20 protein-coding genes are annotated in these 26,578 nt (G+C 60.7%); 10 read left to right on the forward strand and 10 right to left on the reverse strand.

The features are described from left to right. Window positions 1–35: 35 nt before the first annotated feature. The 4 genes from B5M06_RS08380 to repC form a co-directional block, all read right to left on the reverse strand. Window positions 36–872: an aminoglycoside O-phosphotransferase APH(6)-Id gene (locus tag B5M06_RS08380; protein WP_000480968.1), complete on the reverse strand. Its 837-nt coding sequence runs from the start codon at window positions 870–872 to the stop codon at window positions 36–38. Further along, window positions 872–1,675: an aminoglycoside O-phosphotransferase APH(3'')-Ib gene (gene aph(3'')-Ib / locus B5M06_RS08385; protein ID WP_001082319.1), complete on the reverse strand. Its 804-nt coding sequence runs from the start codon at window positions 1,673–1,675 to the stop codon at window positions 872–874. The genes B5M06_RS08380 and aph(3'')-Ib overlap by 1 nt, the downstream gene beginning before the upstream one ends. A 60-nt stretch (window positions 1,676–1,735) precedes the next feature. Beyond that, on the reverse strand, window positions 1,736–2,551 hold the full coding sequence (gene sul2, locus B5M06_RS08390; protein ID WP_001043260.1) for a sulfonamide-resistant dihydropteroate synthase Sul2: 816 nt from the start codon (window positions 2,549–2,551) through the stop codon (window positions 1,736–1,738). 307 nt (window positions 2,552–2,858) lie between these two features. Beyond that, window positions 2,859–3,710 carry a replication protein C, IncQ-type gene (gene repC, locus B5M06_RS08400; protein ID WP_000240536.1) on the reverse strand — a complete coding sequence of 284 codons (852 nt, stop codon included), beginning with the start codon at window positions 3,708–3,710 and terminating at the stop codon, window positions 2,859–2,861. 102 nt (window positions 3,711–3,812) lie between these two features. On the opposite strand from repC, the gene B5M06_RS08405 reads away from it, so the two are divergent. Then, window positions 3,813–6,242 (forward strand): UvrD-helicase domain-containing protein, encoded by a 2,430-nt coding sequence (locus B5M06_RS08405; RefSeq protein ID WP_054065496.1) that lies wholly within the window; start codon window positions 3,813–3,815, stop codon window positions 6,240–6,242. Between the two features lie 59 nt (window positions 6,243–6,301). Here the strand turns inward: B5M06_RS08405 and B5M06_RS08410 are convergent, their stop codons facing one another. The 3 genes from B5M06_RS08410 to B5M06_RS08420 all read right to left on the reverse strand — a co-directional run bounded on the left by B5M06_RS08410 (window position 6,302) and on the right by B5M06_RS08420 (window position 8,706). Next, complete coding sequence (locus B5M06_RS08410; RefSeq protein ID WP_054065471.1) at window positions 6,302–7,144, reverse strand: BPSS1780 family membrane protein; 843 nt, start codon at window positions 7,142–7,144, stop codon at window positions 6,302–6,304. Between the two features lie 202 nt (window positions 7,145–7,346). Continuing rightward, window positions 7,347–8,303: a homoserine kinase gene (locus B5M06_RS08415; RefSeq protein ID WP_054065472.1), complete on the reverse strand. Its 957-nt coding sequence runs from the start codon at window positions 8,301–8,303 to the stop codon at window positions 7,347–7,349. 61 nt (window positions 8,304–8,364) lie between these two features. Further along, the gene (locus B5M06_RS08420) at window positions 8,365–8,706 is read right to left on the reverse strand and encodes a hypothetical protein (RefSeq protein WP_054065473.1); all 342 of its coding nucleotides are present in this window, start codon (window positions 8,704–8,706) and stop codon (window positions 8,365–8,367) included. A gap of 99 nt (window positions 8,707–8,805) precedes the next feature. Between B5M06_RS08420 and polA the strand changes: the two genes are divergently transcribed. The 5 genes from polA (at window position 8,806) to B5M06_RS08445 (ending at window position 14,851) form a co-directional block, all read left to right on the forward strand. Then, on the forward strand, window positions 8,806–11,616 hold the full coding sequence (gene polA, locus B5M06_RS08425) for a DNA polymerase I (protein WP_054065474.1): 2,811 nt from the start codon (window positions 8,806–8,808) through the stop codon (window positions 11,614–11,616). Window positions 11,617–11,734: 118 nt separating this feature from the next. Beyond that, window positions 11,735–12,424 carry an AzlC family ABC transporter permease gene (locus B5M06_RS08430; RefSeq protein ID WP_240183894.1) on the forward strand — a complete coding sequence of 230 codons (690 nt, stop codon included), beginning with the start codon at window positions 11,735–11,737 and terminating at the stop codon, window positions 12,422–12,424. Beyond that, window positions 12,421–12,729 carry an AzlD domain-containing protein gene (locus tag B5M06_RS08435; RefSeq protein WP_054065497.1) on the forward strand — a complete coding sequence of 103 codons (309 nt, stop codon included), beginning with the start codon at window positions 12,421–12,423 and terminating at the stop codon, window positions 12,727–12,729. Before B5M06_RS08430 ends, B5M06_RS08435 begins: the two co-directional genes overlap by 4 nt. 417 nt (window positions 12,730–13,146) lie before the next feature. Beyond that, window positions 13,147–13,842 (forward strand): type 2 periplasmic-binding domain-containing protein, encoded by a 696-nt coding sequence (locus B5M06_RS08440; RefSeq protein ID WP_205245340.1) that lies wholly within the window; start codon window positions 13,147–13,149, stop codon window positions 13,840–13,842. A gap of 187 nt (window positions 13,843–14,029) precedes the next feature. After that, a complete protein-coding gene (locus tag B5M06_RS08445) occupies window positions 14,030–14,851 on the forward strand; it encodes a ZIP family metal transporter (protein ID WP_054065477.1) in 822 nt (273 codons plus the stop codon). Window positions 14,852–14,910: 59 nt separating this feature from the next. Here B5M06_RS08445 and B5M06_RS08450 read toward each other — a convergent pair whose 3' ends face one another. Next, entirely contained in the window at window positions 14,911–15,693 is a 783-nt protein-coding gene (locus tag B5M06_RS08450) for a LytR/AlgR family response regulator transcription factor (protein WP_054065478.1), read from the reverse strand. Window positions 15,694–15,714: 21 nt separating this feature from the next. Next, entirely contained in the window at window positions 15,715–16,794 is a 1,080-nt protein-coding gene (locus B5M06_RS08455) for a sensor histidine kinase (protein WP_054065479.1), read from the reverse strand. Window positions 16,795–16,846: 52 nt separating this feature from the next. On the opposite strand from B5M06_RS08455, the gene argH reads away from it, so the two are divergent. The 3 genes from argH to B5M06_RS08465 are packed head-to-tail and all read left to right on the forward strand — an operon-like array spanning window position 16,847 to window position 19,491. Next, window positions 16,847–18,301, forward strand: coding sequence for an argininosuccinate lyase (gene argH, locus B5M06_RS08460; RefSeq protein ID WP_054065480.1), 1,455 nt, complete (start codon window positions 16,847–16,849; stop codon window positions 18,299–18,301). Between the two features lie 17 nt (window positions 18,302–18,318). Beyond that, on the forward strand, window positions 18,319–18,492 hold the full coding sequence (locus tag B5M06_RS16985; RefSeq protein ID WP_162777370.1) for a hypothetical protein: 174 nt from the start codon (window positions 18,319–18,321) through the stop codon (window positions 18,490–18,492). A 3-nt stretch (window positions 18,493–18,495) separates the two neighbouring features. Beyond that, entirely contained in the window at window positions 18,496–19,491 is a 996-nt protein-coding gene (locus tag B5M06_RS08465) for a Bug family tripartite tricarboxylate transporter substrate binding protein (protein WP_054065481.1), read from the forward strand. A 104-nt stretch (window positions 19,492–19,595) separates the two neighbouring features. On the opposite strand, the gene tenA is transcribed toward B5M06_RS08465, so the two are convergent. Next, complete coding sequence (tenA, locus tag B5M06_RS08470) at window positions 19,596–20,273, reverse strand: thiaminase II (RefSeq protein ID WP_054065482.1); 678 nt, start codon at window positions 20,271–20,273, stop codon at window positions 19,596–19,598. A 275-nt stretch (window positions 20,274–20,548) separates the two neighbouring features. Here tenA and B5M06_RS08475 point away from each other — a divergent pair, with 275 nt between their 5' ends. Beyond that, window positions 20,549–26,386, forward strand: coding sequence for an alpha-2-macroglobulin family protein (locus tag B5M06_RS08475; protein ID WP_338028311.1), 5,838 nt, complete (start codon window positions 20,549–20,551; stop codon window positions 26,384–26,386). Window positions 26,387–26,578: the final 192 nt, after the last annotated feature.

Consider the following 26,578-nt stretch of genomic DNA (forward strand, 5'->3'; position numbering starts at 1 on the left):
TGTGTTCCCAGGGGATAGGAGAAGTCGCTTGATATCTAGTATGACGTCTGTCGCACCTGCTTGATCGCGGCCGCGATAGCTAGATCGCGTTGCTCCTCTTCTCCATCCGCGTTCCAAGCTGCGGAAAGGCACCCATAAGCGTACGCCTGGTCGAGCAGGCGACGCGGATCGACGTCCAGCGCACGAGAGAATGCGTCCGCCATCTGTGCAATGCGTCTAGGATCGAGACAAAGGTCGTCTCTGTCAGCCGGATCGTAGAACATATTGGCGGCGCCAAAGCCCACTTCACCGACCAGACCGACGGGATCTATCACCAGCCAGCCGCGACTGGAGAACATGATGTTTTCATGATGCAGATCGCCATGTAGCCCACGCAGTTCCGAGGCATTGCTCATCATTTGATCGGCTATAATCGCCGCGTGGACGTAGTCAGTTTGACAACCTGCGTTTTGATCATCGCGCGCCCGCTGAAACAAAGCTGCAAAGCGATCCCGGATCGGGAGAAGGGCAGAAGGCAGGGGTTCCTCAGATGCGGCATACAGCTTCGCCATTAGTTCCGCTGCAATTTCGGTCGCCTGGTAGTCGCCGTGCTCGGCAACGATGTGAGAGAGCATTCGCTCCCCGGCATATTCGAGCAACATCAGATTGTTCTCACGACCGAGCAACCGGACTGCTCCCCTCCCATTGCGCCATACCAGATAGTCGGCCCCGCGCAGTTCATCAGCAATGTCTTCTATAGGTTTCAATCCCTTGACGATTGCAGGAGTCCCGTCTGGCAATGAAACTTTCCAAACGAGGCTGGAAAAGGTGTCCGCAATGAGAACAGGTTGCGAAACGTGCCAATGAGCAGGAAAAACAGGCGGCATGAACATCAACCCCAAGTCAGAGGGTCCAATCGCAGATAGAAGGCAAGGCGTTCGCGGTCGGGGGCTTCGATCCCCAATACATTGAATAGGACAGCGAAGGCGCGCTCTGCTTCATCTGGCGCTGCCCAGTTCTCTTCGGCGTTAGCAATCATGAGTGCCAAATCGGCATAGCGATCTGCTGTTCCGAGCCGCCCAAGGTCGATCAGACCCGTGCATTGAAGAGTTTTAGGGTCCACCATGAAGTTCGGCATGCAGGGATCACCATGGCAAACAACCATATCGGTGCGCTCTTGGTCGAGCCGCACCGGTAGCTCTCGTTCGACACGAGCCAAAAGATCGAGCTGCGGCGTACTCTTGTCCTCGTCCGGTAAGAAGTCGGGATTGACGGCATTGCGGGACACCACATCAACGGCGCGTCCGAACATTCGCGACAGCCTGCGCTCAAACGGACATTGATCAACCGATAGGCTGTGAACAGCGCCAAGTTGCTGCCCCATTGACGGCCACGCTTTGAGCAAATCCGCTCCAGACAGATCAGCCGCCGGTACTCCCGGAATTGCCGTTATCACCAAGCATGCACCCTCCTGTTCCTCCTGCCAGTTGATGACCTCGGGGCAAGCCACACCTCGACCTTTGAGCCAAATGAGGCGGTCACGCTCTCCAGCGAGCTCACCGCGGCGGGAAGCAGGTGCGATTTTCGCGAAGGCATGCCCGTCACCACGTCGAAAAACAAAATCACCAGATTCTCCGCCTCTGACAGGCAACCAGTCAGAATGCGATTCACCAAAAAAAATATTAGTTCGATTCAATGGAGGTTCCTTCAGTTTTCTGATGAAGCGCGAATATAGAGAAATATCCCGAATGTGCAGTTAACGAATTCTTGCGGTTTCTTTCAGCGCCGCCAATACCGCCAGCCCGTCGCGCAAGGGGCGCGGCTCGTGTGTGCGGATGAAGTCAGCTCCACCTGCGGCGGCGGCAAGCTCTGCAGCGAGTGTCGCGGCCCCGACATCCCCCGGACCACGGCCTGTGAGCGCGCGCAGAAAGGATTTGCGCGAAACAGACAGAAGCACCGGCAAATCGAAGCGCAGCCGCAATTCATCGAACCGCGCCAGCACCGAGAGCGAGGTTTCGGGAGCAGCCCCCAGAAAAAACCCCATGCCGGGATCAAGGACAAGGCGGTTGCGTTTGATACCGGCACCCGTCAGCGCCGCGATGCGCGCGTCAAAGAACGCCGCAATGTGATCCATGATGTCGCCAGCGGGTGCCTCGCGCCGATCTGCCTGCCCGTCTTGCACCGAATGCATAACGACGAGTTTGGCAGATGATTTCGCCAATTGCGGATAGAACGCAGCGTCTGGAAAACCGCGAATATCATTGAGATAGGCCACACCACGCGACAAGGCATAGGCTTGCGTCGCGGGTTGATAACTGTCGAGCGAGACGGGAATGCCATCTGCCTTGAGCGCGTCCAGCACCGGCGCGATACGCGCGATTTCTGTGTCGGACGAAACAGGCGCGGCGTCGGGATTGCTGGATGCCGGACCGAGGTCGATCACATCTGCCCCCTCGGCCATCAGCTTACGCGCCTGCGCAATGGCTGCGTCTGGCGCCAGATACCGGCCTCCATCGGAGAAACTGTCCGAGGTTATGTTGACGATGCCGAAAATGATGAGCGATTTATTCATGGGGGCTTCTATAATAATAATAATCGAGCATGAGTATCATACGGATGCTCGGGTCGAAAGGGAATCCCCAGGCGAGTAACCTGTTTGCGGTGATCCATTAGCTGCAGGAGCAGAAGAGCATACATCTGGAAGCAAAGCCAGGAAAGCGGCCTATGGAGCTGTGCGGCAGCGCTCAGTAGGCAATTTTTCAAAATATTGTTAAGCCTTTTCTGAGCATGGTATTTTTCATGGTATTACCAATTAGCAGGAAAATAAGCCATTGAATATAAAAGATAAAAATGTCTTGTTTACAATAGAGTGGGGGGGGTCAGCCTGCCGCCTTGGGCCGGGTGATGTCGTACTTGCCCGCCGCGAACTCGGTTACCGTCCAGCCCAGCGCGACCAGCTCCGGCAACGCCTCGCGCACCCGCTGGCGGCGCTTGCGCATGGTCGAACCACTGGCCTCTGACGGCCAGACATAGCCGCACAAGGTATCTATGGAAGCCTTGCCGGTTTTGCCGGGGTCGATCCAGCCACACAGCCGCTGGTGCAGCAGGCGGGCGGTTTCGCTGTCCAGCGCCCGCACCTCGTCCATGCTGATGCGCACATGCTGGCCGCCACCCATGACGGCCTGCGCGATCAAGGGGTTCAGGGCCACGTACAGGCGCCCGTCCGCCTCGTCGCTGGCGTACTCCGACAGCAGCCGAAACCCCTGCCGCTTGCGGCCATTCTGGGCGATGATGGATACCTTCCAAAGGCGCTCGATGCAGTCCTGTATGTGCTTGAGCGCCCCACCACTATCGACCTCTGCCCCGATTTCCTTTGCCAGCGCCCGATAGCTACCTTTGACCACCATGGCATCAGCGGTGACGGCCTCCCACTTGGGTTCCAGGAACAGCCGGAGCTGCCGTCCGCCTTCGGTCTTGGGTTCCGGGCCAAGCACTAGGCCATTAGGCCCAGCCATGGCCACCAGCCCTTGCAGGATGCGCAGATCATCAGCGCCCAGCGGCTCCGGGCCGCTGAACTCGATCCGCTTGCCGTCGCCGTAGTCATACGTCACGTCCAGCTTGCTGCGCTTGCGCTCGCCCCGCTTGAGGGCACGGAACAGGCCGGGGGCCAGACAGTGCGCCGGGTCGTGCCGGACGTGGCTGAGGCTGTGCTTGTTCTTAGGCTTCACCACGGGGCACCCCCTTGCTCTTGCGCTGCCTCTCCAGCACGGCGGGCCTGCCGCATGATGCACCTGCAAGCCGCTGGCATGCAGGTGACTTTCTACAATGCCACCATGTTTCCAATTGACCTGCTCGATGGTGCCGATGCTGGCACACCGCCCTCCCAGAACTCTCCCTTGCTGCAAGGCCTGAATGACGAACAGCGCGTGGCTGTGACCTTGCCGCAGGGCCATGCGCTGGTGCTGGCGGGCGCTGGTTCGGGCAAGACGCGGGTGCTGACCACGCGCATTGCCTGGCTGCTGCAGACCGGGCAGGTCTCGCCCGGCGGCATCATGGCCGTGACTTTCACCAACAAGGCTGCCAAGGAAATGACGGCACGCCTGTCTGCCATGCTGCCTTACAACGTGCGTGGCATGTGGATTGGAACCTTCCACGGCCTGTGCAACCGCCTGCTGCGGGCGCACCATGTGGCAGCGGGGCTGCCAGCGACTTTTCAGATCCTAGACACGCAGGACCAGCTCTCGGCCGTCAAGCGCCTGTGCAAGCAGTTCAATGTGGATGAGGAGCGCTTCCCGCCCAAGCAGCTGACCTGGTTTATCGCCGGCTGCAAGGAAGAGGGTATGCGCCCCAAGGATGTGCCGGTCACAGACCCGGATACCAAGAAGAAGGTCGAGCTCTACCAGCTCTACGAAGACCAGTGCCAGCGCGAAGGCGTGGTGGACTTTGGCGAGTTGATGCTGCGCAGCTTTGAGCTGCTGCGTGACGATGCCGCACTGCGTGCCCACTACCAGCGGCGTTTTCGCTTCATTCTGGTGGACGAGTTTCAGGACACCAACAAGCTGCAGTACGCCTGGCTCAAGCAGCTGGCCGGTGAGGTGGTGGGCAGCAAGCTGCAGTCCACATCGAGCGTGCTGGCCGTGGGCGATGATGACCAGAGCATCTACGCCTTCCGCGGTGCGCGCGTGGGCAATATGAGCGACTTTGTGCACGAGTTTGATGTGCAGCACCAGATCAAGCTGGAGCAGAACTACCGCAGCTACGGCAACATCCTCGACTGTGCCAATGCGCTGATTGAGCACAACAACCAGCGTCTGGGCAAGAACCTGCGCACCAGCCAGGGCGCGGGCGAGCCTGTGCGCGTGATGGAGTCGCCCACGGATCTGGACGAAGCGAGCTGGATCGTCGGCGAGATCAAGGATCTGGTGAAGAACGACGGCTTTAGCCGCCAGGAAATTGCCGTGCTCTACCGCAGCAATGCGCAAAGCCGGGTGATTGAGTCCAAGCTGTTCAACGCAGGCATTCCGTACCGTGTGTATGGCGGCATGCGCTTTTTTGAGCGTGCGGAAATCAAGCATGCACTGGCCTATCTGCGCCTGATTGAGAACCCGCACGACGACACCAGCTTCCTGCGCGTGGTGAACTTCCCCGCACGTGGCATTGGTGCACGCAGTGTGGAGACACTGCAGGAAACCGCGCGTGCCGCAGGCTGCTCGCTCAGCGATGCGGTCACGGCGGTGAGCGGCGCGGCTGGTGCCAAGCTGCAGGGCTTTGTGGCCAAGATCCAGGTACTGCGCGAAGAGACCGAGGGCAAGACGTTGCGCCAGACCATTGAGCGCATGCTGGAAGTCAGCGGTCTGATCGACCACTACAGCTCGGAAAAAGAAGGCCAGGACCGTATTGAAAACTTGAAGGAGCTGATCAACGCAGCCGAGAGCTTTGTCACGCAGGAAGGCTTTGGTAAGGATGCCGTGGCGCTGCCCGTGGATGAAACCGGCCAGGCGCTGACCCAGAGCCCAGCCAGCCAGGGGCTGGATTTTTCGCTGCCCGTGCTGGATGCCCCGCTCAATGGCACCGATGCTGAAACGGGTGAGACGCTGTCGCCCTTGCAGGCCTTCCTGGTGCATGCCGCACTGGAAGCCGGTGACAACCAGGCGCAGGCCGGGCAGGACGCCGTGCAGCTCATGACCGTGCACGCCTCCAAGGGGCTGGAGTTTGACTGCGTCTTTATTGGCGGTCTGGAAGAAGGCCTGTTCCCCCATGAGAACTCCATGAGCGACCGGGGGGGGCTGGAGGAAGAGCGCCGCCTGATGTATGTGGCCATCACCCGTGCCCGTAAGCGCCTGTACCTGAGCCATGCGCAAAGCCGCATGCTGCACGGGCGCACCACCTTTAACCTGCCCAGCCGCTTTATTGATGAATTGCCGGAAGGCGCACTCAAGTGGCTCAGCGCCAAGGGCGGTTTTGGTAGTTTTGCGCCTAAGAGTGAAGCTTCCAGCGCTTGGGGGACGGGCGCCAGAGGTCAATTTGGCTCATATTCGCCCAAAGGGCCAGAAGTCTTCAAGAGCCCGGAAGTGCCGGTGCAAAAGGCTGCGCCTGCGCATGGCATCACCAAAGGCAAGACGGTGTTTCACACCAAGTTTGGTGAAGGCAAGGTACTGGCCGTGGAAGGCACGGGCGATGATGCGCGCGCCCAGATCAACTTCCCACGCCATGGCACCAAGTGGCTGGCGCTGGCGATTGCCAAGCTGACCATTGTGGAGTGAGGCACTTCAACAAAAAAGGGACGCAGATAGCGTCCCTTTTTTTTGATACAGCTTACGGCTTATTTGTAGTCGTACGTCACATCGTCTACATGCAGCTTGCGCTCCTGATCCGGTGGCGAGAAGCAGTCGCGGAAGGTAAACACCGCAGAACTCAGGAACATGGTCACCAGGGCCATGCCCAGCATGATGGTCAGAATGTTGGCCGCAATGGCGGCGGAGCTGCCGATCAGGCCGGAGAGCAGCAGGGTGAGCAAAGACAGCGCAAGACCTGCCGCAATGGTCAGGCCAAACCAGCCCAGGGCATACATCAGAAAGGCGCGGAAGTTGCGCAGACAGGCCACGATGCTGAAGAAAATGGCCTTGACGGGAGACACGCCGTGCCACTGCACCAGCGCAGGGGCATGCCACATCAGCATGGCCAGCAGGTTGTAGAGCACAAAGCCCCCCCACAGCGCAATCTGAAAGCCGGGCTGCTGCACGATTTGCTCCGCCAGCTCGGGTGTCATGGGCTCATTGCCCAGTGAGAGCTTGGCCAGTGTGCCGTCATCAAACAGCGAGGTCAGCGCGGCAATCAGCAAGATGCCTGCCGTGTAGAACACACCCAGAATGGCCAGTGCCTGGATGCGTGACTTGCCAGCCTTGAAGGGGGCGAGCACCAGCCCGGGATGGGGCGTGCGGCCCTGATGGGCTTCGGCAGCACCGAGCATCATCACCAGGAACACGGTGGGCATGAACACCAGCGCAACATAGGTGCCAATGAAGGGAAACAGACCAATCAGCGATACGGCTGCCATGCTCAGAAAAAGCAGGGCCGTCAGCGCCATGGGCTGGCGCCAGAACGTCTGTATTCCCAGCTTGACCCAGTGTATTCCAGTGCTGGCGGGAACGATATGAAGTTTCATAGTGGTGAAAACGCAAGAAAAAAGCTGCAGGGCGCAGCGCTTGCAGGAGGCTCCACTGTACCCCAGGGCTGGGGGTGATGCTGCCCGGAGAAGGGTGGTATCACCGGGGTATTTGCATCCGCTCGTCCAGCTGCGGGCAGGGGCAGAGAGCGTGGAGGCAAGCCATGCATGTGAGCGGCATGGCTTGCAGGGGGCTGATGACTCAGTCCAGGCTGATGGGGTGGTGCAGGCGCTGACGCAGCACACGTTCAAAGTGGGCGGGGTCGTGAGGCACGAGCATGGAGGCCTCGCGCGGCAGGTAGTAGTCCCACAGGCGCGAGATCCAGAAGCGAAGTGCACCGGCGCGCAGCATGGCGTTCAGCAGCTGGCGCTCGGCCGCCTCCAGCGGCCGCACGGCCTGGTAGGCATCGAGCATGGCCTGTGCCTTGGCCGCGTGGTGAGCGCCGGTTGCGTGATCGATACACCAGTCATTCAGGCAGACGCACAGGTCAAACAAAAAGGTGTCGCAGCCTGCAAAGTAGAAGTCGAAAAAGCCTGTGAGCTCTTCGTCGTCAAACATGACGTTGTCGCGGAACAGATCGGCATGCACGGGGCCGCGTGGCAGGGCCTTGTAGGCACTGGATGCTGCCGTGTGGTTCTGGAAGGCCAGCTCGGCCTGCAGCAGGTCAGCCTGTTCGGCATTCAGATGGGGCAGCACGGTGGGCACGGTCTCATTCCACCAGGCCAGACCACGCAGATTGGGCTGCTCGCGTTCATAGTCACGCCCTGCCAGATGCATGCGGGCCAGCATGTCGCCTACGGCAGCGCAGTGCACGGGCCCGGGCTGCAGCTGGCTCTTGCCGCGCAGCTTTTGCACGATGGCTGCTGGCTTGCCGCAGACCTTGTGCAGGATGTCGCCCGTTTTGGCATCGGCCTGGGGTGCAGGCACAGGAATGCCTTTGTGGGCCAGATGCTGCATTAGATACAGGTAAAAGGGCAGCTGCTCGGCGCGCAGGCGCTCGAACAGGGTCAGCACCCATTCGCCCTGGTCGGTGGTCAGAAAGTAGTTGGTGTTTTCAATACCACCCTGAATGCCACGTAGTTCGGTCAGCTGACCCAGGGGAACACGACGCAGCAACTCGCGCGCGTCTTTGTCGGAGACTTCGGTAAAAACGGCCATGCTTGGGCTAAAAAAGTCCAGCTGCTGCAGTCATGCAGCAGTCAGAGAAAGGGATGCGGTATCAGAACTGGATGGCGCGCCAGACGCGGCGGCCATTGGTGCCGTCAGCACCTTCGATATTCTGGGGCTGAACCTCATAGGCGGGCAGGTTGCCCACCTTGGGCTGCACCGTGATGTTCTTGGTTTCACCACCTACGCGCAGTTCGTCTACGCGGCTGCCACCGTCTTCGTGCTGAATGCGCTCAATGCGCTGGTTGTGGCGGTCGCCTTGCTTGGCAGGCTCTTGCGTTGCAGCTGTTTCGGGCTGGGCCGCAGAGGGTGAAGAAGCTGCGTCGCTGCCCTCCTGTGCAAGCACAGGGGCAGAGATGAACAGGGCGGTGAGGAGGAGGGTGGCTGCGCGCATGGCTGCATTGTATTTCTGTTACGCACAGCAGGCGAATTTGTGACACCTGCAAAACCATGTCTGTTCCTGCAGCGGAGCGTGCAGGCACAATCAGCAGCTATGACGAATTCCAAGACATTGGTGCTGGTAGACGGCTCCAGTTACCTGTACCGCGCCTACCACGCCATGCCCGATCTGCGTGCCGTGCCCGGAGATCCTTCCAGCCCTGCGACCGGGGCCATTCGCGGCATGATCAATATGCTGCAGTCGCTGCGCAAGGACATCACGGCAGACTACGCCGTGTGTGTGTTTGATGCCTCCGGCCCCACGTTCCGTGATGCCATGTACGACCAGTACAAGGCCACGCGCTCGCCCATGCCGGATGACCTGCGCAGCCAGATTGAACCCATCCACGCCGTGGTGGACATGCTGGGCTGGAAGGTGGTGGCCGTGCCCGGGGTCGAAGCCGACGATGTCATTGCCACGCTGGCACACATGGCCGCAGCGCAGGGCATGGAGGTGATCGTCTCCAGCGGTGACAAGGATTTGTCGCAGCTGGTGAACGAGCGCATCACCATCATCGACACCATGAACGGCAAGCGCCGTGACGTGGCTGGTGTCACCGCCGAGTTTGGTGTGCCGCCCGAGAAGATGATTGATTACCAGGCCTTGATTGGTGACACCGTGGACAACGTGCCTGGTGTGACCAAGGTCGGCCCCAAGACCGCTGCCAAGTGGCTGGAAGAATACGGCACGCTGGACAATCTGATTGCCAACGCCGCAGCCATCAAGGGCGTGGCTGGCAACAACCTGCGCGAGGCGATTGCCTCGGGCCAGCTGGCGCTGAGCCGCCAGCTGGTCACGATGAAAACCGATTGCGACTTGGCTGACTACATTCCTGGTCTCCCTGCCTTTGATGACATCACACTGGACGAGCCAGATAACGCCAGACTGCAGTCGTTTTATGAGCAATATGGCTTCAAGGGCCTGGCGCGCGCTCTGGCCAGCCATGCTGTGCCAGCCGCAGAGACGCCGTCGACCGCAGCCAAGCCTGCGTCCGCCCAGGGTGATATGTTTGATCTGGATGATGCGGCCAGCACGGAAGTGGCCGTGGCTGCCCAGCAGCGCGATGTGGTCTACACCACCATCCTGACCGAAGAGCAGTTCCACAGCTGGCTGGACAAGATCCACGCGGCCAGGCTGACGGCCATTGACACCGAGACCGATTCGCTGGACGAAATGCGCGCGCAGATTGTTGGCATTTCGCTGAGCGTCAAGGTCGGCGAAGCAGCTTATATCCCGCTGCGCCACGAAGGCATGGAGGTGCCCCAGCAGCTGCCCATGGACTGGGTGCTGGCGCAGCTCAAGCCCTGGCTGGAAGACGCTTCCAAGAAAAAGCTGGGCCAGCATGTGAAGTACGACCAGCACGTGTTTGCCAACCACGGCATCACCGTGCGCGGCTATGCGCACGACACCATGCTGCAGTCCTATGTGCTGGAAGTGCATCGCCCGCACAACCTGACGAGTCTTGCACTGCGCCATACGGGCCGCACCGGCATCAGCTACGAAGACCTCTGTGGCAAGGGCAAGAACCAGATCCCCTTTGCCCAGGTGCCGGTGGACAAGGCGGCAGCCTACTCCTGCGAAGACTCGGACCAGACGCTGAACGTGCACGAGGTGCTGTGGCCGCAGATTGAGGCAGACGCCAAGCTGCGCCATATCTATGAACTGGAGATCGCCACCAGCGAAGCCCTGTTCCGTATTGAGCGCAATGGTGTGCGCATTGATGCCGGTGAGCTGGCTCGCCAGAGCAATGATCTGGGGGCGCGCATTCTGCAGCTGGAAAACGAGGCTTATGAGATTGCAGGCCAGCCCTTTAATCTGGCTTCTCCCAAACAGCTGGGCGAAATCTTTTTCGACAAGCTGGGCCTGCCCGTGGTGAAGAAAACCGCCACCGGCGCGCGCAGCACGGACGAAGAAGTGCTGGAAAAGCTGGCCGAAGACTATCCGCTGCCTGCCAAGATTCTGGAGCACCGCAGCCTTTCCAAGCTCAAGGGCACCTACACCGACAAGCTGGCGCAGATGGCGCTGCCGCGCACCGGCCGTGTGCACACGCACTATGCGCAGGCTGTGGCCGTGACGGGGCGGCTGTCGAGCAACGATCCCAATCTGCAGAACATTCCCGTGCGCACGCCCGAAGGCCGTCGCATCCGCGAAGCCTTTGTGGCACCGGAAGGCCGGCTGATTGCCAGCGCCGACTACTCACAGATTGAGCTGCGCATCATGGCCCACCTCTCGGGCGATGAGGCGCTGCTCAAGGCCTTCCGCGAAGGGCTGGACGTACACAAGGCCACAGCCGCCGAAGTGTTTGGCGTGAGCGTGGAAGACGTGACGAGCGAGCAGCGTCGCTATGCCAAGGTCATCAACTTTGGCCTGATCTACGGCATGAGCAGCTTTGGTTTGGCCAAGAATCTGGGCATTGAGACCAAGGCCGCAGCGGCTTATATCGACAAGTACTTCCAGCGTTACCCCGGCGTGAAGCGCTACATGGACGAAACCGTGGAGCTGGCACATAGCCAAGGCTATGTGGAAACCGTGTTTGGCCGCCGCCTGTATCTGCCGGAAATCAACGGCGGCAACGGCCCGCGCAAGAAGGCGGCAGAGCGCGCAGCGATCAACGCGCCTATGCAGGGCACGGCAGCAGATCTGATCAAAAAGGCCATGGTGGCCGTGCAGTCCATGCTCGATGCCGAAAAGCCTGAGATCCAAGTCATCATGCAGGTGCATGACGAACTGGTGTTTGAGCTGCCCGCAGGGGATGCCGACTGGCTGCGTGCGCGCATCCCGGCGGTCATGGCCAGCGTGGCCCAGCTGTCTGTGCCTTTGCTGGCGGAGGTAGGCATAGGCAACAATTGGGAAGAAGCCCATTAATCATGGCTATTGAAAAAATAGCTGCTAGCGCTTGATTTACATAGGTTTCAGATAGTTTTCTATTTGAAACCTTTGTTTTATCAGCGCTGGAAGCTATAGAAAAAACATAGAGGGACAAGTGATCGCACCATCATCCTGGACGCCTGCCATGCGCATGGGGCTGTCCATTTCGATTGCCACCGGTCTGTATGGCATCTCCTTTGGGGCGCTGTCAGTGGGGGCCGGGCTGAATCTCTGGCAGACCATGGCGCTGAGCGCACTGATGTTCACCGGCGGCTCGCAGTTTGCTTTTATTGGCGTCATCGCCGGTGGCGGTACAGGTGCTGCGGCACTGGGGGCCGCCAGTTTGCTGGGCGTGCGCAATGCCGTCTATGGCATGCAGATGAACCGCATGCTGCAGCCACATGGTTGGCGCAAGGCTGCGGCGGCGCAACTGACGATTGATGAGTCTGCCGCCACGGCATCTGGCCAGCTGGAGCCGCAGGAGCAGCAGCGCGGCTTCTGGACGGCAGGGCTGGGGGTGTTTGTGCTGTGGAATGTTTTCACCCTGCTGGGAGCCTTGCTGGGCGATGCGCTGGGTGATCCGCGCAAATGGGGACTGGATGGTGCTGCTGTGGCGGCATTCCTGGGCCTGCTGTGGCCACGCCTGAGGCAGCGTGAGCCGGTGGCGCTGGCCGTGCTGTGCGGCGTTGTGACCATGCTCGCCGTTCCGCTGCTGCCACCGGGGCTGCCCATTCTGGTGGCGGCCGTTGTGGGGGCAGCATGGGGCTGGTGGCGCAGCGCGCGCCTGATCAGGGAGCAGGCATGAGCATGTGGCACTGGATTTTGCTGGCCTGCGCCGTAGCCTTTGCCACCAAGTTTCTGGGCTATGCGATTCCGGCGAGCTATCTGCAGAACCCGCGCATGGCGCATATTGCAGCCTGCATGACGGTGGCCTTGCTGACATCCTTGACAGTGATGAATACCTTTGCCGCAGGGCAGGCGCTGGCGCTGGATGCACGTCTGGCTGCCTTGGTGGTGGCCGCCATCGCTTTGCTGCTGCGTGCACCATTTTTGCTGGTTGTGGTGCTGGGGGGCGTAACTGCTGCATTATGGCGATGGGTTCGGATATAACAATTTCTTCAAAATTACGCTTGCGCTGATAGGCAGTAAGGGTTTTTGCTTATAAAGCTGAGTGTCTGCAAGGGGGGATACATGTTCAGTTCCATGAATGTATGGACGCGTTGGCGTGCGAGGGCCGCATGTCTATCCATTGCAGCGCTTGCTTCACATGTCTGTGCAGAGGAGAAGCTCAGCATCGGACAGCCCCTGCAGAGCCAAGCAAACTGGGTGATCGTGCAACCCGCGTTTGCTCAGGGCTTCCGGTTTGATACAGCACAAGCTTTGGCTCATGAGCTTTCACGCATGTTGGGGCGGCAGATCGTGGTGGATGCTGCAACTCGTGGCCAGGGTGATGCAGCTTTTCGCTGGAGCTTGTCAGTTGCAGCGCAACAGTACGCTGTACTGGTTGCTCCCGAGGAATCTCTGCGAGTGAGTACGTCCAGCTTGGCACACCCTGCCCATATTGCCAATTTTGAGCCTTTGCTGTTGCTTGGGTTTAAGCGCTGGTGCGCGTTTGTGCCTTCGGAATCGCCCTTGCAAGCTGCTGGGCAATTGCACAGCTGGGTAGCGCAGCTGGACCGTCCTGTTCGCATTGCATTGCCGTTTTCTGAAGGGCGTATGCAGCTGTGGGTGCATGGCATGGAACATGCCACCAATCATGCATGGCAGGTGCAGCCCTACAGTGTCAACGGCGATTTTGCAGCGGTGCTGGAGCAAGGCGCAGACCTGGCATTGGCGCGCTGTGATCGCATAGGTGCCTCAAGCACACAGGTGCGAGCACTGGTGCAAAGTGGCAGAAAGCCATTCGCGGAGCAGCCGGAGACGCCGACATTTGAAGAGGCAGGCTGGCTACCGTTTGAGCATGGCTGGACGGCTTTGTTTGTTCCGAAAGCGGTGCCTGAGCAAGAACGATCCGTGATGGAGCAGGCTTTGCAGCGCATTGCTAGCACTTCAAAGATGCGCGATGAGCTCAAGTTGGCGGGTTTTGAGCCCGCTGATTTATCTCCCGGTGCATCTCGCATCTACCTTGAGCGCTTTGTGAGCGGCTGGGCGATGGTCGAGCAGTTTTTGCTGGATGAGCATGTGGTTGACGCCTGGCGGCGCAAGGCTTCGGTCAAGCACTGATGCGCTGGGGGATCCCCAGGGGCTTGACAGGTGGTGTAGCGTGTTTTGATAAGGGCGTTCTTGAAAGCCCGCAAGCACCCATGCAGGCAATGCAGTTTGTCCGAAAAGCTCGCAAAGCGCGCATGGGCTTTCATGGACAATCAGGCATCGGTCAGCCCTGTCTGACCACAGAACATCGTAGTGAGCTATGACATTGGTCGCCATCATTCTGGCCACCCTTGCTGCTGGTATCGGCAGCGTCTGGGTGGCTAACTTTCTTTTGCAGCTTGGTTTTGGCAAGGGCCACACAGGCAGTGGGCAGCAGGGACTGCTGAGTCTGGCCGCAGGTGCGCTGCTGGCCACGGCCTTCATGCACCTCTTGCCCGAAGCCTTTAACAGCGAGGCCAGCGCACATGACCTGTTCATGACGCTGCTGATCGGTGTGGTGTTCTTCTTTCTGCTGACCAAGGCGGAGCTGTGGCACCACGGCCATGAGCACAGCCATGAGGCACATGGGCATCACCACCATGTACACGCACATGGGCACGGCCATGATCATGATCACCACGTACACAGCAAGGGCTGGTCGCTGCTGACGGGCGACAGCGTGCACTGCTTTGGCGACGGGATTCTGATCGCCTCGGCATTCATGGCAGACATGCGTCTGGGCATGATTGCCGCCGTGTCTGTGCTGGCCCACGAAGTGCCTCACCACATTGGCGATCTGGTGGTGCTGCGCAACAGCAGCCACCGCAGTCTGGCGGTGCTCAAAGTTTCGCTGGCAGGTGCGGTGACGGCGCTGGGCGGCGTGACAGGTTACTTCCTCGTCGGCCACCTGGAAGACTGGCAGCCTTACTTTCTGACCGTGGCATCCAGCAGCTTTGTCTATGTGGCGCTGTCAGACCTGATTCCGCAACTGCAAAAGCGACTGTCTGCGCGTGAAAGTCTGGTGCAGATCGCCTGGCTGGTGATGGGCATTGTCCTGGTCACCGTAGTCAGTGGGCTGGCCCATGGCGGGCATGCGCACTGAAGGCTGAAGGCACAAAAAAAACGGCACCAGAAAACGGTGCCGTTTTTTATGTCCAGGTCTCAGGCTGGCTCGGCCTGGGGCGTGGCTGCGCAGTGGCTCATGCTGTGCAGCACATGGCGCACAGATGCGAGCTGGCGGCGCGACACCTGCAGCGTCTCTGGCACGCTGTGCAGGCGCAGCACCCAGCATTCCATGTCGTCATCGGTGTAGTGCTTGTCCAGCGCGCGCATCTGTGATGGCGCCACCAGTGCATTGCGGTGAATGCGCACGAACTGGCTGGGGAAGCGGTTTTCCAGCTCGCTCAGTGAGTTGTCGTAGATGTAGGTGCGAGAGGCAGTACGCACCGTGACGTATTTCTGTTCGGCCTTGAAATAAATGATCTGGTGCAGCGGCACGCGCTCGGCACGGCCACGGTCGCGTATGACCAGCGCTGGCAGGTGATCCGTAGCATCACCCAGCCCTTCCAGTGCGCGAATGCGGCGTATCTTGGCCAGCGTCTGCTGCAGGCGCTCCAGTCGCACGGGCTTGGTGAGGTAGTCCGTTGCCTCCAGCTCAAAGGCGTTGGCTGCATACATGGCATGGGCAGTGACGAAGACGACGGCAGGTGGCTTGCTCATGCTGCGCACGGTCTGTGCCAGCACCAGGCCGTTGGGGCCAGGCATCTGCACGTCGAGAAAGAGAATGTTTACTGGAATGGGGCTGCGCTGCAGGAATTCCAGCGCCTGAGCGGTGCTCGCAGCCTCTTCAATGACAAAGGGTGATGCGGGATCTTCACATTCGCTCAAAAGGACGCGCAGGCGGTTTCGAGCCAACAATTCATCATCGACAATCAGCACATGCATGGCTTATCTCCGAGTGGTCTGTTAACTGGATGGAAGCAAAATCTTGACCTCGAAGACACGGTCTTTGGGGCCTGCGCTGAAAGTGGCCTGGACATCATGTAACAAGCGCAAACGCCGCTCGACGTTCGCAAGCGCCATGCCCTGGCCAAGGCGGCTGGCGGCTCTGTCTCCTCGGTGCTCCTCCTGGGGCAGTGTATTGGTGACCGTGAGCAAAATGAATTTTTTTCGCGTTAACTGCGCTGAAATTGTTACTTTTGTGCCAATTTCTGAGGGTTCTAACCCGTGTTTGACCGCATTTTCCACCAAGGGCTGCAGCAGAAGTGGGGGCAGACGGGCGTGCAGAGCAGCCGGGTCGAGCAGCCATTCCACCTGCAGCCGGTCGCCAAACCGTACCTGCTCAATATCCAGATAGCGCTGGGCCAGCTCGATCTCTTCCTGCAGGGAAATGGTGCTGCGTGGATTGCGCAAGGTGGCACGAAACAGGTCGCTCAGATCGGTGAGCAGCTGCTCGGCCTTGGAGGGCTGCTCGCGCACCAGTGCCACCGCGCTGTTGAGGGCGTTGAACAGAAAGTGTGGGCGGATGTGTGCCTGCAGCGCCGTGAGTTGCGCGGTGGTGGCAGCAGGAGTCCTGCCTTCGGCGCGCAGCACCAGGTAGCCGACCAGCACGGCGGCAAACAGGCCGCCGACGATGGCATTGGCCAGCCAGTGCAAGGCTGTGATCTCGCCGGAGATGGCCAGCATGGCACTGGCATACAGCCCGGCCCCCACCCCGAGCCCCACGCCGCTGGCGTATTGCAGGTGGGCATCCATGCGGTGCAGCACGCGCTTGAGGCTGCAGGCCAGCAGCAGCCAGACGAGTGTGCCGGGCAGGCCGCCACTGGTGAGCCAGGCCATGTGCAGCAGCCAGTCCTGTGCGTCTGCACTGGTGTACAGGGCGGCAATGGCCAGCGTCAATTCCACCCCGAGCACGGCGCGCAAGACCACGCCCAGATGGCAGGCATCGAAGATCAGCACCGGGGGCGCTGAAGCAGTCTGAGGGGTCGTCTGCTCGGAAGATGCGGGGGAAGTGGATTGGCTCGATAGAATTTGCGGATTGTGCATAGGGCATCCGGCTATTCCGGGTGTCTGTCATTTCTGGAAATTTTGCCCTCCCATGTCTGATAACACCACCCAGCCTTCCCACAACCAACTCGATGCCAAGGCGCAGGCATGGTCTGCGTTGTTTTCCGAGCCCATGAGCGACTTGGTCAAGCGCTACACCTCCAGCGTCTTTTTTGACAAGCGCATGTGGAAGGCCGACATCACAGGCTCTCTGGCCCACGCTGAAATGCTGGCTGCCCAGGGCGTCATCAGCCAGGACGACTACGCAGCCATCCAGAAGGGCATGGCGCAGATCAAGCAGGAAATTGAATCCGGCGCCTTTGACTGGAAGCTGGATCTGGAAGACGTGCACCTGAACATCGAGGCACGCCTGACCCAGCTGGTGGGCGATGCTGGCAAACGTCTGCACACCGGCCGCAGCCGCAACGACCAGGTGGCTACCGACGTGCGCCTGTGGCTGCGTGATGAGATCGACCTGATCGAAGGCCTGCTCAAGGAGCTGCAGCTGTCGCTGGTGGAAGTGGCCGAAAAGAACGTGGACGTGATCCTGCCTGGCTTCACCCACCTGCAAGTGGCGCAGCCCGTGAGCTTTGCCCACCACCTGCTGGCCTATGTGGAAATGTTCAAGCGCGATGCCGAGCGCATGCTGGACGTGCGCAAGCGCGTGAATGTGCTGCCGCTGGGCTCTGCGGCGCTGGCAGGCACCACCTACCCGCTGGACCGTGAGCGTGTAGCCAGGACGCTGGGCATGGAAGGCGTGTGCCAGAACTCGCTGGACGGTGTGTCCGACCGCGACTTTGCGATCGAATTCACCTCGGCTGCCTCGCTGTGCATGGTGCACATCTCGCGCCTGTCGGAAGAGCTGATCGTGTGGATGAGCCAGAACTTTGGCTTCATCAAGATTGCCGACCGCTTCACCACCGGCTCGTCCATCATGCCCCAGAAGAAGAACCCCGACGTGCCTGAACTGGCGCGCGGCAAGACCGGCCGTGTGGTGGGTCACCTGATGGGCCTGATCACCCTGATGAAGGGCCAGCCGCTGGCCTACAACAAGGACAACCAGGAAGACAAAGAGCCGCTGTTCGACACCGTCGATACGCTCAAGGACACCCTGCGCATCTTTGCGGAAATGATTGGCGGCCAGTTCAACCCTGTCACCGGCCAGAAGGAAGGCGGCATCACCGTCAACGCCGCCAATATGCGCGCTGCTGCGCTCAAGGGCTATGCCACGGCCACCGACCTGGCTGACTACCTGGTCAAGAAGGGCTTGCCTTTCCGCGATGCCCACGAAACCGTGGCGCACGCCGTGAAGCTGGCAACCCAAAAGGGCGTGGACCTGAGCGAGCTGCCACTGGAAGAGCTGCAATCGTTCAACCCCAATGTAGAGGCCGATGTGTTTGAGGTGCTGAGCCTGGAAGGCTCGCTGAACGCGCGCAATACGCTGGGTGGTACTGCGCCTGCGCAGGTGCGTATCCAGCTGGCCAAGCACCGCACACGCCTGGCCTAAAGTGCTTCTGGCAGCTTGTGCTGCACGCCATCAAGGGACGCCTCGGCGTCCCTTTTTCTTTGTCTTTCTGCGGTGTTCACGATGTGATGCATCGCCATATGCTTGGTGTTTATTCATTTTTCGATGCATTTCGTCCGGTAGGCTGGCAGATGGCCGTGTATGGCTTTTTCTTTATTTCACTACCGGAGTAATTTGTGACCCATCCCTCCCGCCGTCGCTTCCTCGCCCAAACTGCCTCCCAAGCAGCAGTGCTGGCTACCGCCAGCGTGGCAGGCTGGCGCTGGTCGTGGGCGTCGGAGCGCCCGATTCGCATTCTGGTGGGCTTTCCTCCCGGTGGTGGCACGGACGTGATTGCGCGCCTGCTGCAGGAGCCGCTGAGCCAGCGCCTGGGCCGCACGGTCATCATCGAAAACAAACCCGGCGCTGGTGGCCAGATTGCTGCCCAGTTGCTTAAAAGTTCTCCGGCCGATGGCACAACGCTGTTTTTGACGCACGACCACAGCATTTCCATCCTGCCGCAGGTGGTGCGCCATGCAGGTTTTGACCCCGAGCAGGACTTCACGCCCATGGGCGGTTTTGCCTCGTTCGTGAACACCTTTGCCGTCTCCGGCATGCACCCCGCCAAGACCTTTGAGGAGTATCTGCAATGGGTGCGCAAAGACGCGGAGGGCCGCAGCGCCGTGGGCATTCCTGCACCTGCATCGACGCCCGAGTTTCTGGTCAAGCAGCTGGCGCAGCGTTACCAGCTGGATCTGATCTCTGCGCCTTACAAGGGCAGTGGCCCCATGATTGGTGACATGCTGGGCCGCCAGATCGAGGCGGGCATTGGCTCGGTGCAGGACTTTGTGAACTACCACAAGGAAGGCAAGGTGCGCGTACTGGCCGTGCTGGGCGGCAAGCGCCAGCCCCTGCTGCCCGAAGTGCCTACCTTTGCCGAACTGGGTATGAAGGGGCTGGAAGACATGCCGTACTACGGTATTTACGCGCCCAAGGGTGTGCCTGCAGCGTTTCAGCAGCGCTTTGCGCACGCGCTGGCAGACAGCGTGCAGGAACCCCATATCCGTGAGCAGCTCGAAGCCATCGGGCTGGTCGTCGACCCCATGACGCCTGCACAGCTGCACCAGCGTGAGCGTGATTACACGGCAGTGTGGAAGCGCATCATTGTCGAAAGTGGTTTCCAGCCTCAGTAAGCATCGATTAAAAAACAATAGCTGTTAGCGCTTGAAAAATAAGGACTTCAGATAGAAAACTATCTGAAGTCCTTTATATATATGCGCTAGCAGCTATGAATTATTTAGCAGGACCAGGTCTGCATGCGGTAGGCGCTGTCCCAGAACATCCACTCCAGCCGCGCAGCATCGGTGTAGGCGGCATGCATTTCCGCCAGGGTGCGCGTATCGGCCTGTGCGGCGACAGCGTCAATGGTGTTGCGCACGGCGCGCACATGGGCATGGAAGTCTTCGCCGCCATAGGTATCAATCCAGCTCTGGTACGGGTTGGCAGCGGCCGTGCGCTTTTGCAGGTCAACGCCGACTTCGGCATAAATCCAGAAGCAGGGCAGCAGGGCAGCCAGTGCGACGGGGTAGGAGCGGCTCCAGGCGACGGACTGCAGAAAGTGGCAGTAGTGGTGGCAGGTGGGTGACAGCGGCGTGCTGGCAAATTCCTCGGGCGTGATGGCGTATTCACGCATGAAGCTGTGATGCAGTTCGCGTTCGGCCACCACGGCTTCCTGGGCAGCAGCGGCAAACTGCACCACGCCGTCGGCATCATCGGCCTTGGCGGCAGCGGCAGCCAGCGCACGGCCAAAGGCCACCAGGTAGTGCGCATCCTGAATCATGTAGTGGCGAAAGACATCGCGCGGCAGCGTGCCAGCGGCCAGTTCGCGGTTAAAGGGCAGATCCAGTGTGGCCTGGAACAGGAGCAGATTGCGTTCCCAGGCTTGGTCACAAAAACTGCCAGTATGGTGCTGCATGCAAAAACCTCCGATTGCGTCAAAACATCAAGCCATGCGCCAGCGCGACAGACGCTGGCGTGCGCAGTGTAGGTGCTGCGCACGCAAATGATGCAGAAACCGGCACGGCGGCCTGCGGTATCTGGCGGTGGGTGTCGCCTGCCTGATGACAGGCCTGCTGGCAGGCAGTGTTAGGCTTGTGGCATTCGCATCAGACGTGAGGTTGCAGCGTGGCGCAGTTTTCTTTATCTCGATCGTGGTGGCTGGGTCTCGGGGGGATGGTGGGAGCCTGCGCTGTGCATGCAGCCAGCATCTCGCAAGTGACACCCCAGGGGGCGAGTCCGGATGTGCAGCAGGTGGTGGTACAGACCAGTGCAGATGCCGTGCGCCTGGGCAACCCGCAAGCCACCGCGCCCGTGCAGATCCAGTGCATGCCAGAAGCTGCTGCCCAAGGCAGTGGCCGCTGGAATGATGCGCGGGAGTGGGTCTGGCAGTTTGCGCAGCCGCTGCCTGCGGGTTCGCGCTGTACCGTAGCGCGTAATTCAGGCTTTAAATTGCCCTCTGGCGCAGCATTGACGGGCGCTGGCAGCTATCAGTTTTTTGTGCCTGGGCCTGCGGTGCTCAACACCTGGCCTGGCACATATGCCGCCATTGATGAGGTGCAGACCTTTGTGCTGCAGCTCAATGGTCAGCCGACGACAGAAAGCCTGCAGCAGCATGTCTACTGCCGCGCGCAGGATGTGGGTGAGCGCATCCCCGTGCGGGTGCAGGATGCCGCACAGACCCAGCAGCTGCTTCAGGCGCTGCAGATCGAGGAGCGCGGCCACTACATCGCACTGAGCTGCAACCGCCGCCTGACGGCAGGCACAGACATGCAGCTGGTCTACGGCGAAGGTGTGGCCATGGCCAATGGCGTGCGCAATGGCAGCACGCAGACCTTTGACTTCCAGGTGCGCGAAGCCTTTACCGCCCAGCTGCAATGCCAGCGCGAGCGTGCGAATGCGGGCTGTCTGCCCATCCGCGACGTGCTGTTGTCTTTCACCGCACCTGTGCCCAAGGCGCAGGCAGCGCAGGTGTATCTGCAGCACGATGGCAAAAAGATTGCACCAGACCTGACGCAGGAGACGGCAGACGCCGTCAGCGAACTGCGCTTCAAGCAGCCTTTTGTGCCTTTGGCCACCTACCAGCTGGTGCTTCCTGCAGACCTGGAAGACGACGCGCAGCGGCGCCTGGCCAATGCGGCTTCTTTCCCCTTGCAGGTAAAGATGGGTGACACACCGCCACTGTTCAAATTTGCTGCAGCCCCCTTTGGCGTGCTGGAACGCTTTGCTGAAGGGGAGGATGGTGTGGCCGTCCTGCCTGTGACGGTGCGCAAGGTGGAGGCCATGGACGGTCAGCATCAGGCGCAGGATGGCAAGGCAAAGCTGCGCACATTGCGGCTGGAGAGTGACGCCGACATCATCCACTGGTGGGATCTGGTGCAGCGCTATGACCGTGGCTGGATCGGCCGCAAGCAGGCGCAGCGAGAACTGTCCGCGGCACTGCCACCCCGGCTGGAGCAGGACAGCAGTTCCGTGGAAACGCGCATGCTGTCGCTGCTCAAAGGCAAGCCTCAGGTTCAGGATCAGCAGCTGCCCAGGGCGGATGCTGGTGATCCACGTCCTTTTGAGGTGGTAGGCATTCCGCTGGCTGCGCCGGGCTTTTATGTGGTGGAGGCTGAGTCTCCCCGGCTGGGGGCAGCGCTGCTGGACGAGCGACTGGGCTCGCCACGCAGCATGTTTGTACGTACCTCTGCGCTGGTGACCAATCTGGCGGTGCATCTGAAGCTCGGGCGCGAAGGTTCGGCCGTGTGGGTGACGTCGCTGGACAAAGGCCAGCCTGTGGCAGGTGCCAAAGTACAGGTGTCGGACTGCAGAGGGCGTGTGCACGCTTCTGGCATCACGGGTGCTGATGGTGTGCTGCTGTTGCCCAATCTGGACAAGGAAGCGCCGCGCTGTGATGGCCATGAAGGCAGCGGCCAGTGGTTTGTGAGCGCGCGCCACACCGATGACGGCGTGCAGGATGTGGCTTTTGTGTGGAGCGACTGGCAGCGTGGCATTGAGCCCTGGCGCTTCAATCTGCCCACATCCTGGGGCAGTGGGCCGGAGCTGGTGGCACACACCGTGCTGGACCGCAATCTGGTGCGTGCGGGCGAGACCGTGTCCATGAAGCATTTTGTGCGTGCCCAGACTTTGCAGGGGCTGGCGCTCCCTGAAGACTGGCCGGTGGAAGTGCTGATCACCCACGTGGGCAGCAACCAGCAGTACAAGCAGCGCCTGCAGTGGAGCGATACCCACAACGGTGGCCGCAATGCCACCAGCAGTTTTGACGTACCGCCTGCGGCGAAGCTGGGACAGTACACGGTGGAGCTGCGCTGGCCTGAGTCGGCCGATGGCGGCCAGCGTGTGCAGCAGTCCGGCAGCTTCCGCGTAGAGGCTTTCCGCCTGCCCGTGTTCCAGGGCAGCGTGCAGCCGCTCAGCAAGGGTGCATTGATTGCACCGCAGAAGCTCGCTGTGGATGTGCACCTGAGCTTTATCAACGGCGGTGCAGCCAGCGGTACGCCGGTGCAGCTCAGTGCCTTGCTGCGCACGCAGGACGTGTCTTTTGCACGCTGGAGTGGCTACAGCTTCAGCGCACCGCGTGCACCCGAGCAGGCAGACCGTGAGGCAGAAGCTGCCAGCGACAGCTCCCGCCTGATTGCCGACAAGCTGCCACTGACGCTGGACAAGCAGGGGCAGGGCCAGGTGGTGCTGCAGCACTTTCCCGCCATCAAAGCCGCACAGCAATTGCTGCTGGAGGCGAGTTTTTCGGATCCTAACGGTGAAATTCAGACCCTGCGCAGCACGCACACCGTCTGGCCTGCGGCGGTGGTGGCAGGCTTGCGCACGGAGGGCTGGATGTCTGTGGGACGCAAGATGCGCATGCAGGCGCTGGCCGTGGACGTGGCTGGCAATCCGCAGGCCCATGTGCCACTGAAGGTGGAGGCGATTCACCACACCACCACCAGCACACGCAAGCGCCTGGTAGGCGGTTTTTACAGCTATGACAACCAGCGCAGCAGCAAATCGCTGGGCCAGGTGTGCAGCGGCAAGAGCGATGCGCGCGGCCTGTTGCTGTGCGAAGTGCAGGTGCTGGAGGCTGGAGAGGTCGAACTGATTGTCTCTGCCGAAGACAGCAAGGGCCGCACATCGCAGGCATCCGATACGGTCTGGGTGACCGGTCAGGGCGAGTTGTGGTTTGGTGGTCAGGACCATGACCGCATGGATGTGCTGGCAGAAAAGCCCAGCTATGCACCGGGCGACATCGCCAGGCTGCAGGTGCGCATGCCTTTCCGTGAAGCTACGGCGCTGGTGAGCGTGGAGCGCGAAGGCGTGCTGCACACGGAAGTGGTGCAGCTGGAGGGCAAGGACCCCACCATCGAGCTGAAAGTGCAGCCTGGCTGGGGGCCAAACGTCTATGTGAGTGTGCTGGCGCTGCGTGGGCGGCTCTATGAAGTGCCGTGGTACAGCTTCTTCACCTGGGGCTACAAGGCACCGCGCCAGTGGTGGAATGCCTTCTGGCATGGCGGCAAGGAATATGTGGCGCCTACGGCCATGGTGGATCTGAGCAAGCCTTCGTTCCGCTTTGGCGTGGCAGAGCTGCAGGTGCAAGACAAGTCGCAGCAGCTGGTGGTCAGCGTAGAAGCAGACAAGCCGCGCTACCAGATCCGGGACAAGGCCAAGGTCACCATCCGTGCCACGCTGCCGGGTGGCCAGCCTGCTGCGCACGCCGAAGTGGTGGTGGCGGCGGTGGACAAGGCTTTGCTGGAACTGTCGCCCAATCTGAGCTGGCAGCTGCGTGATGCCATGTGGCAGCGCCGCGACTGGGGCGTGGAAACGGCCACTGCGCAGATGGAAGTGGTGGGCCGTCGCCACTACGGGCGCAAGGCGGCAGCGCCGGGCGGTGGTGGTGGGGTTGGTGCTCCTACGCGTGAGCTGCTGGACACCTTGCTGCTGTGGCAGCCGCGTGTGCAGCTTGATGCCCAGGGGCGAGCAGAGATCGAAGTGCCACTGAATGACGCACTGAGCAGTTTCACCATCGTGGCGGTGGCCGACGATGGCGTACAGCGCTTTGGCACCGGCAGTGTAGACATTGCAACCACCCAAGATCTGCAGCTCATCAGCGGTCTGCCGCCTGTGGTGCGCGAGGGCGATCAGTTCCAGGCCATGTTGACGCTGCGCAACAGCACGGACGCCCTCATGCGTGTGCAGCTGCAGCCCAAGGCCACAGGTGTGAGCCTGACGGAACAGACGGTGGAGATTCCCCCGCATGCAGCGCGTGCGCTGAACTGGGAAGTGACCGTGCCTACGCTGCTGGAGCAGGCTGCGCAGGTTGAATGGTCGTGGCAGCTGGATGCCAGAGATACCGTCTCTGGTGCACAGGACAGCCTGGCCCTGAGCCTGCGTCTGTTGCCTGCCGTGCCGCTGGGCGTGCAACAGGCGGCGTTGGTGCAGATTGACGGGCACTGGATGCAGCAGCTCGAGTGGCCCAGAGAGGCACTGCCCAGGCAGGGTGGCGTGCGCCTGACCTTCAGCGACAAGCTGGCCGACCCTGTGCAGGGCGTGCCCGGTTTGCGTGACTGGTGGGCAGCTTACCCCTATGTGTGTCTGGAGCAGACCGTGGGCAAGGCCATTGGTCTGGGGGATATGGCGCTGTGGGAGCGCACCATGGCTGCGCTGCCCACCTATCTGGACGATGACGGGCTGGCCATGTACTTCCCGCCGCAGCGTGCGCATCAGGCGCGGGGTAGCGACAGTCTCACCGCCTACTTGCTGGCAGTGGATCGCAGTCTGCAGTCCATAGACCCGCGGTTCCAGTTGCCGCAGGCCGAGCGAGACCGTATGGAGGCTGGGCTGGTGGCTTTTGTGCAAGGCCGTATTGAGCGCGATTTCTGGAGCCCGCGTCAGGATCTGGATGTACGCAAGCTCGCCGCCATTGCCGCACTGGCTGACAGCGGCAAGGCCCGCCCTGCCATGCTGGAGAGCATCCGTATTGCCCCTCAGGACTGGCCGACCCATGCGGTGATTGACTGGCTGCGCATCCTGCAGCGCATGCCGCAATTGCCCGGACAGGCAGAGCATCTGGCGCAAGCGCAGCAGGTGCTCAAGACGCGCCTTTTCTATACCGGCTCACAAGTAGGTTTTCGCACTGATGCCAGCGACCACTGGTGGTGGCTGATGCAGGGCACGGATGTGAATGTGGCCAGGCTGCTGCTGACCACCATGGAGGAGCCGGAGTGGGCGGCCGAGCGGGCACGTCTGGTCACAGGCCTGCTGGCACGCCAAAAACAGGGCAGCTGGCAGACCACGGTGGCCAACACCTGGGCAGGGTTGGCATTGCGGCAGTTCTCGCAGCGCTATGAGCGTGATGCCGTGACTGGTAACACCACGGCATTGCTGGAAACTGCAACACAGACCGTGCACTGGGCAGAGGTGTCCACGCAGGAGGGATCTGCCAGTAGCAGTGCACTGCCGCAGCCCATAGAGCCGCAGCGCAGTCTGTTCTTTCCGTGGGGTGAAGGACGCACCGCGTCATTGAGCGTGCAGCACCGTGGGGCAGGTCAGCCTTGGATGGCTTTCCAGTCTGTAGCGGCTGTTCCTCGCACACAGCCTGTGCAGGCGGGCTATGCCATCCGAAAGACTTTGACGGCGGGGCCGGGGGCGCAAGCAGGGCGCTGGCAGCGCGGCGATATCGTGCATGTACGCCTGGAGCTGCAGGCCAGCGCTGACATGACCTGGGTGGTGCTCAATGACCCCATCCCGGCAGGAGCCAGCATTCTGGGCGGCGGCCTGGGGCGGGATTCCGCCATCGCATTGCAGGCGCAGGAACGCAGCGATGGGCAAGGGGTGAGTCCCACATTTGTGGAGCGTGCGCAGGATGGCTATCGCGTGTACTGGGACTATCTGCCACAAGGCACGACAGTGGCGCAATACACCATGCGTCTGAATAATGCGGGCGATTTTGTGCTGCCGCCTACGCGTGCAGAAGCGCTGTATGCCCCGGAGATGTTTGGCGAGTTGCCCAATGCACGCTGGAAAGTTGAGGACGCACAGTAAGCTTGTGTGTAAATGTTTGCACTTCAGCAATATTTGGTGCTTGCTGAAGATGCAGGCAAACTTTTGATTATGTGAGGGTTGGTGGCTCTATATTTATGGCCTGTAGGTAAATTGTGAAAAATTATGCAGATAAAGGCTTAACACTTGGGATTGCGCAAAAGAGCCGCTATCTTTGGCGCTCTTGTCAGAAAT

This window comes from Comamonas kerstersii (assembly GCF_002056725.1).
GTDB lineage: Bacteria > Pseudomonadota > Gammaproteobacteria > Burkholderiales > Burkholderiaceae_C > Comamonas > Comamonas kerstersii.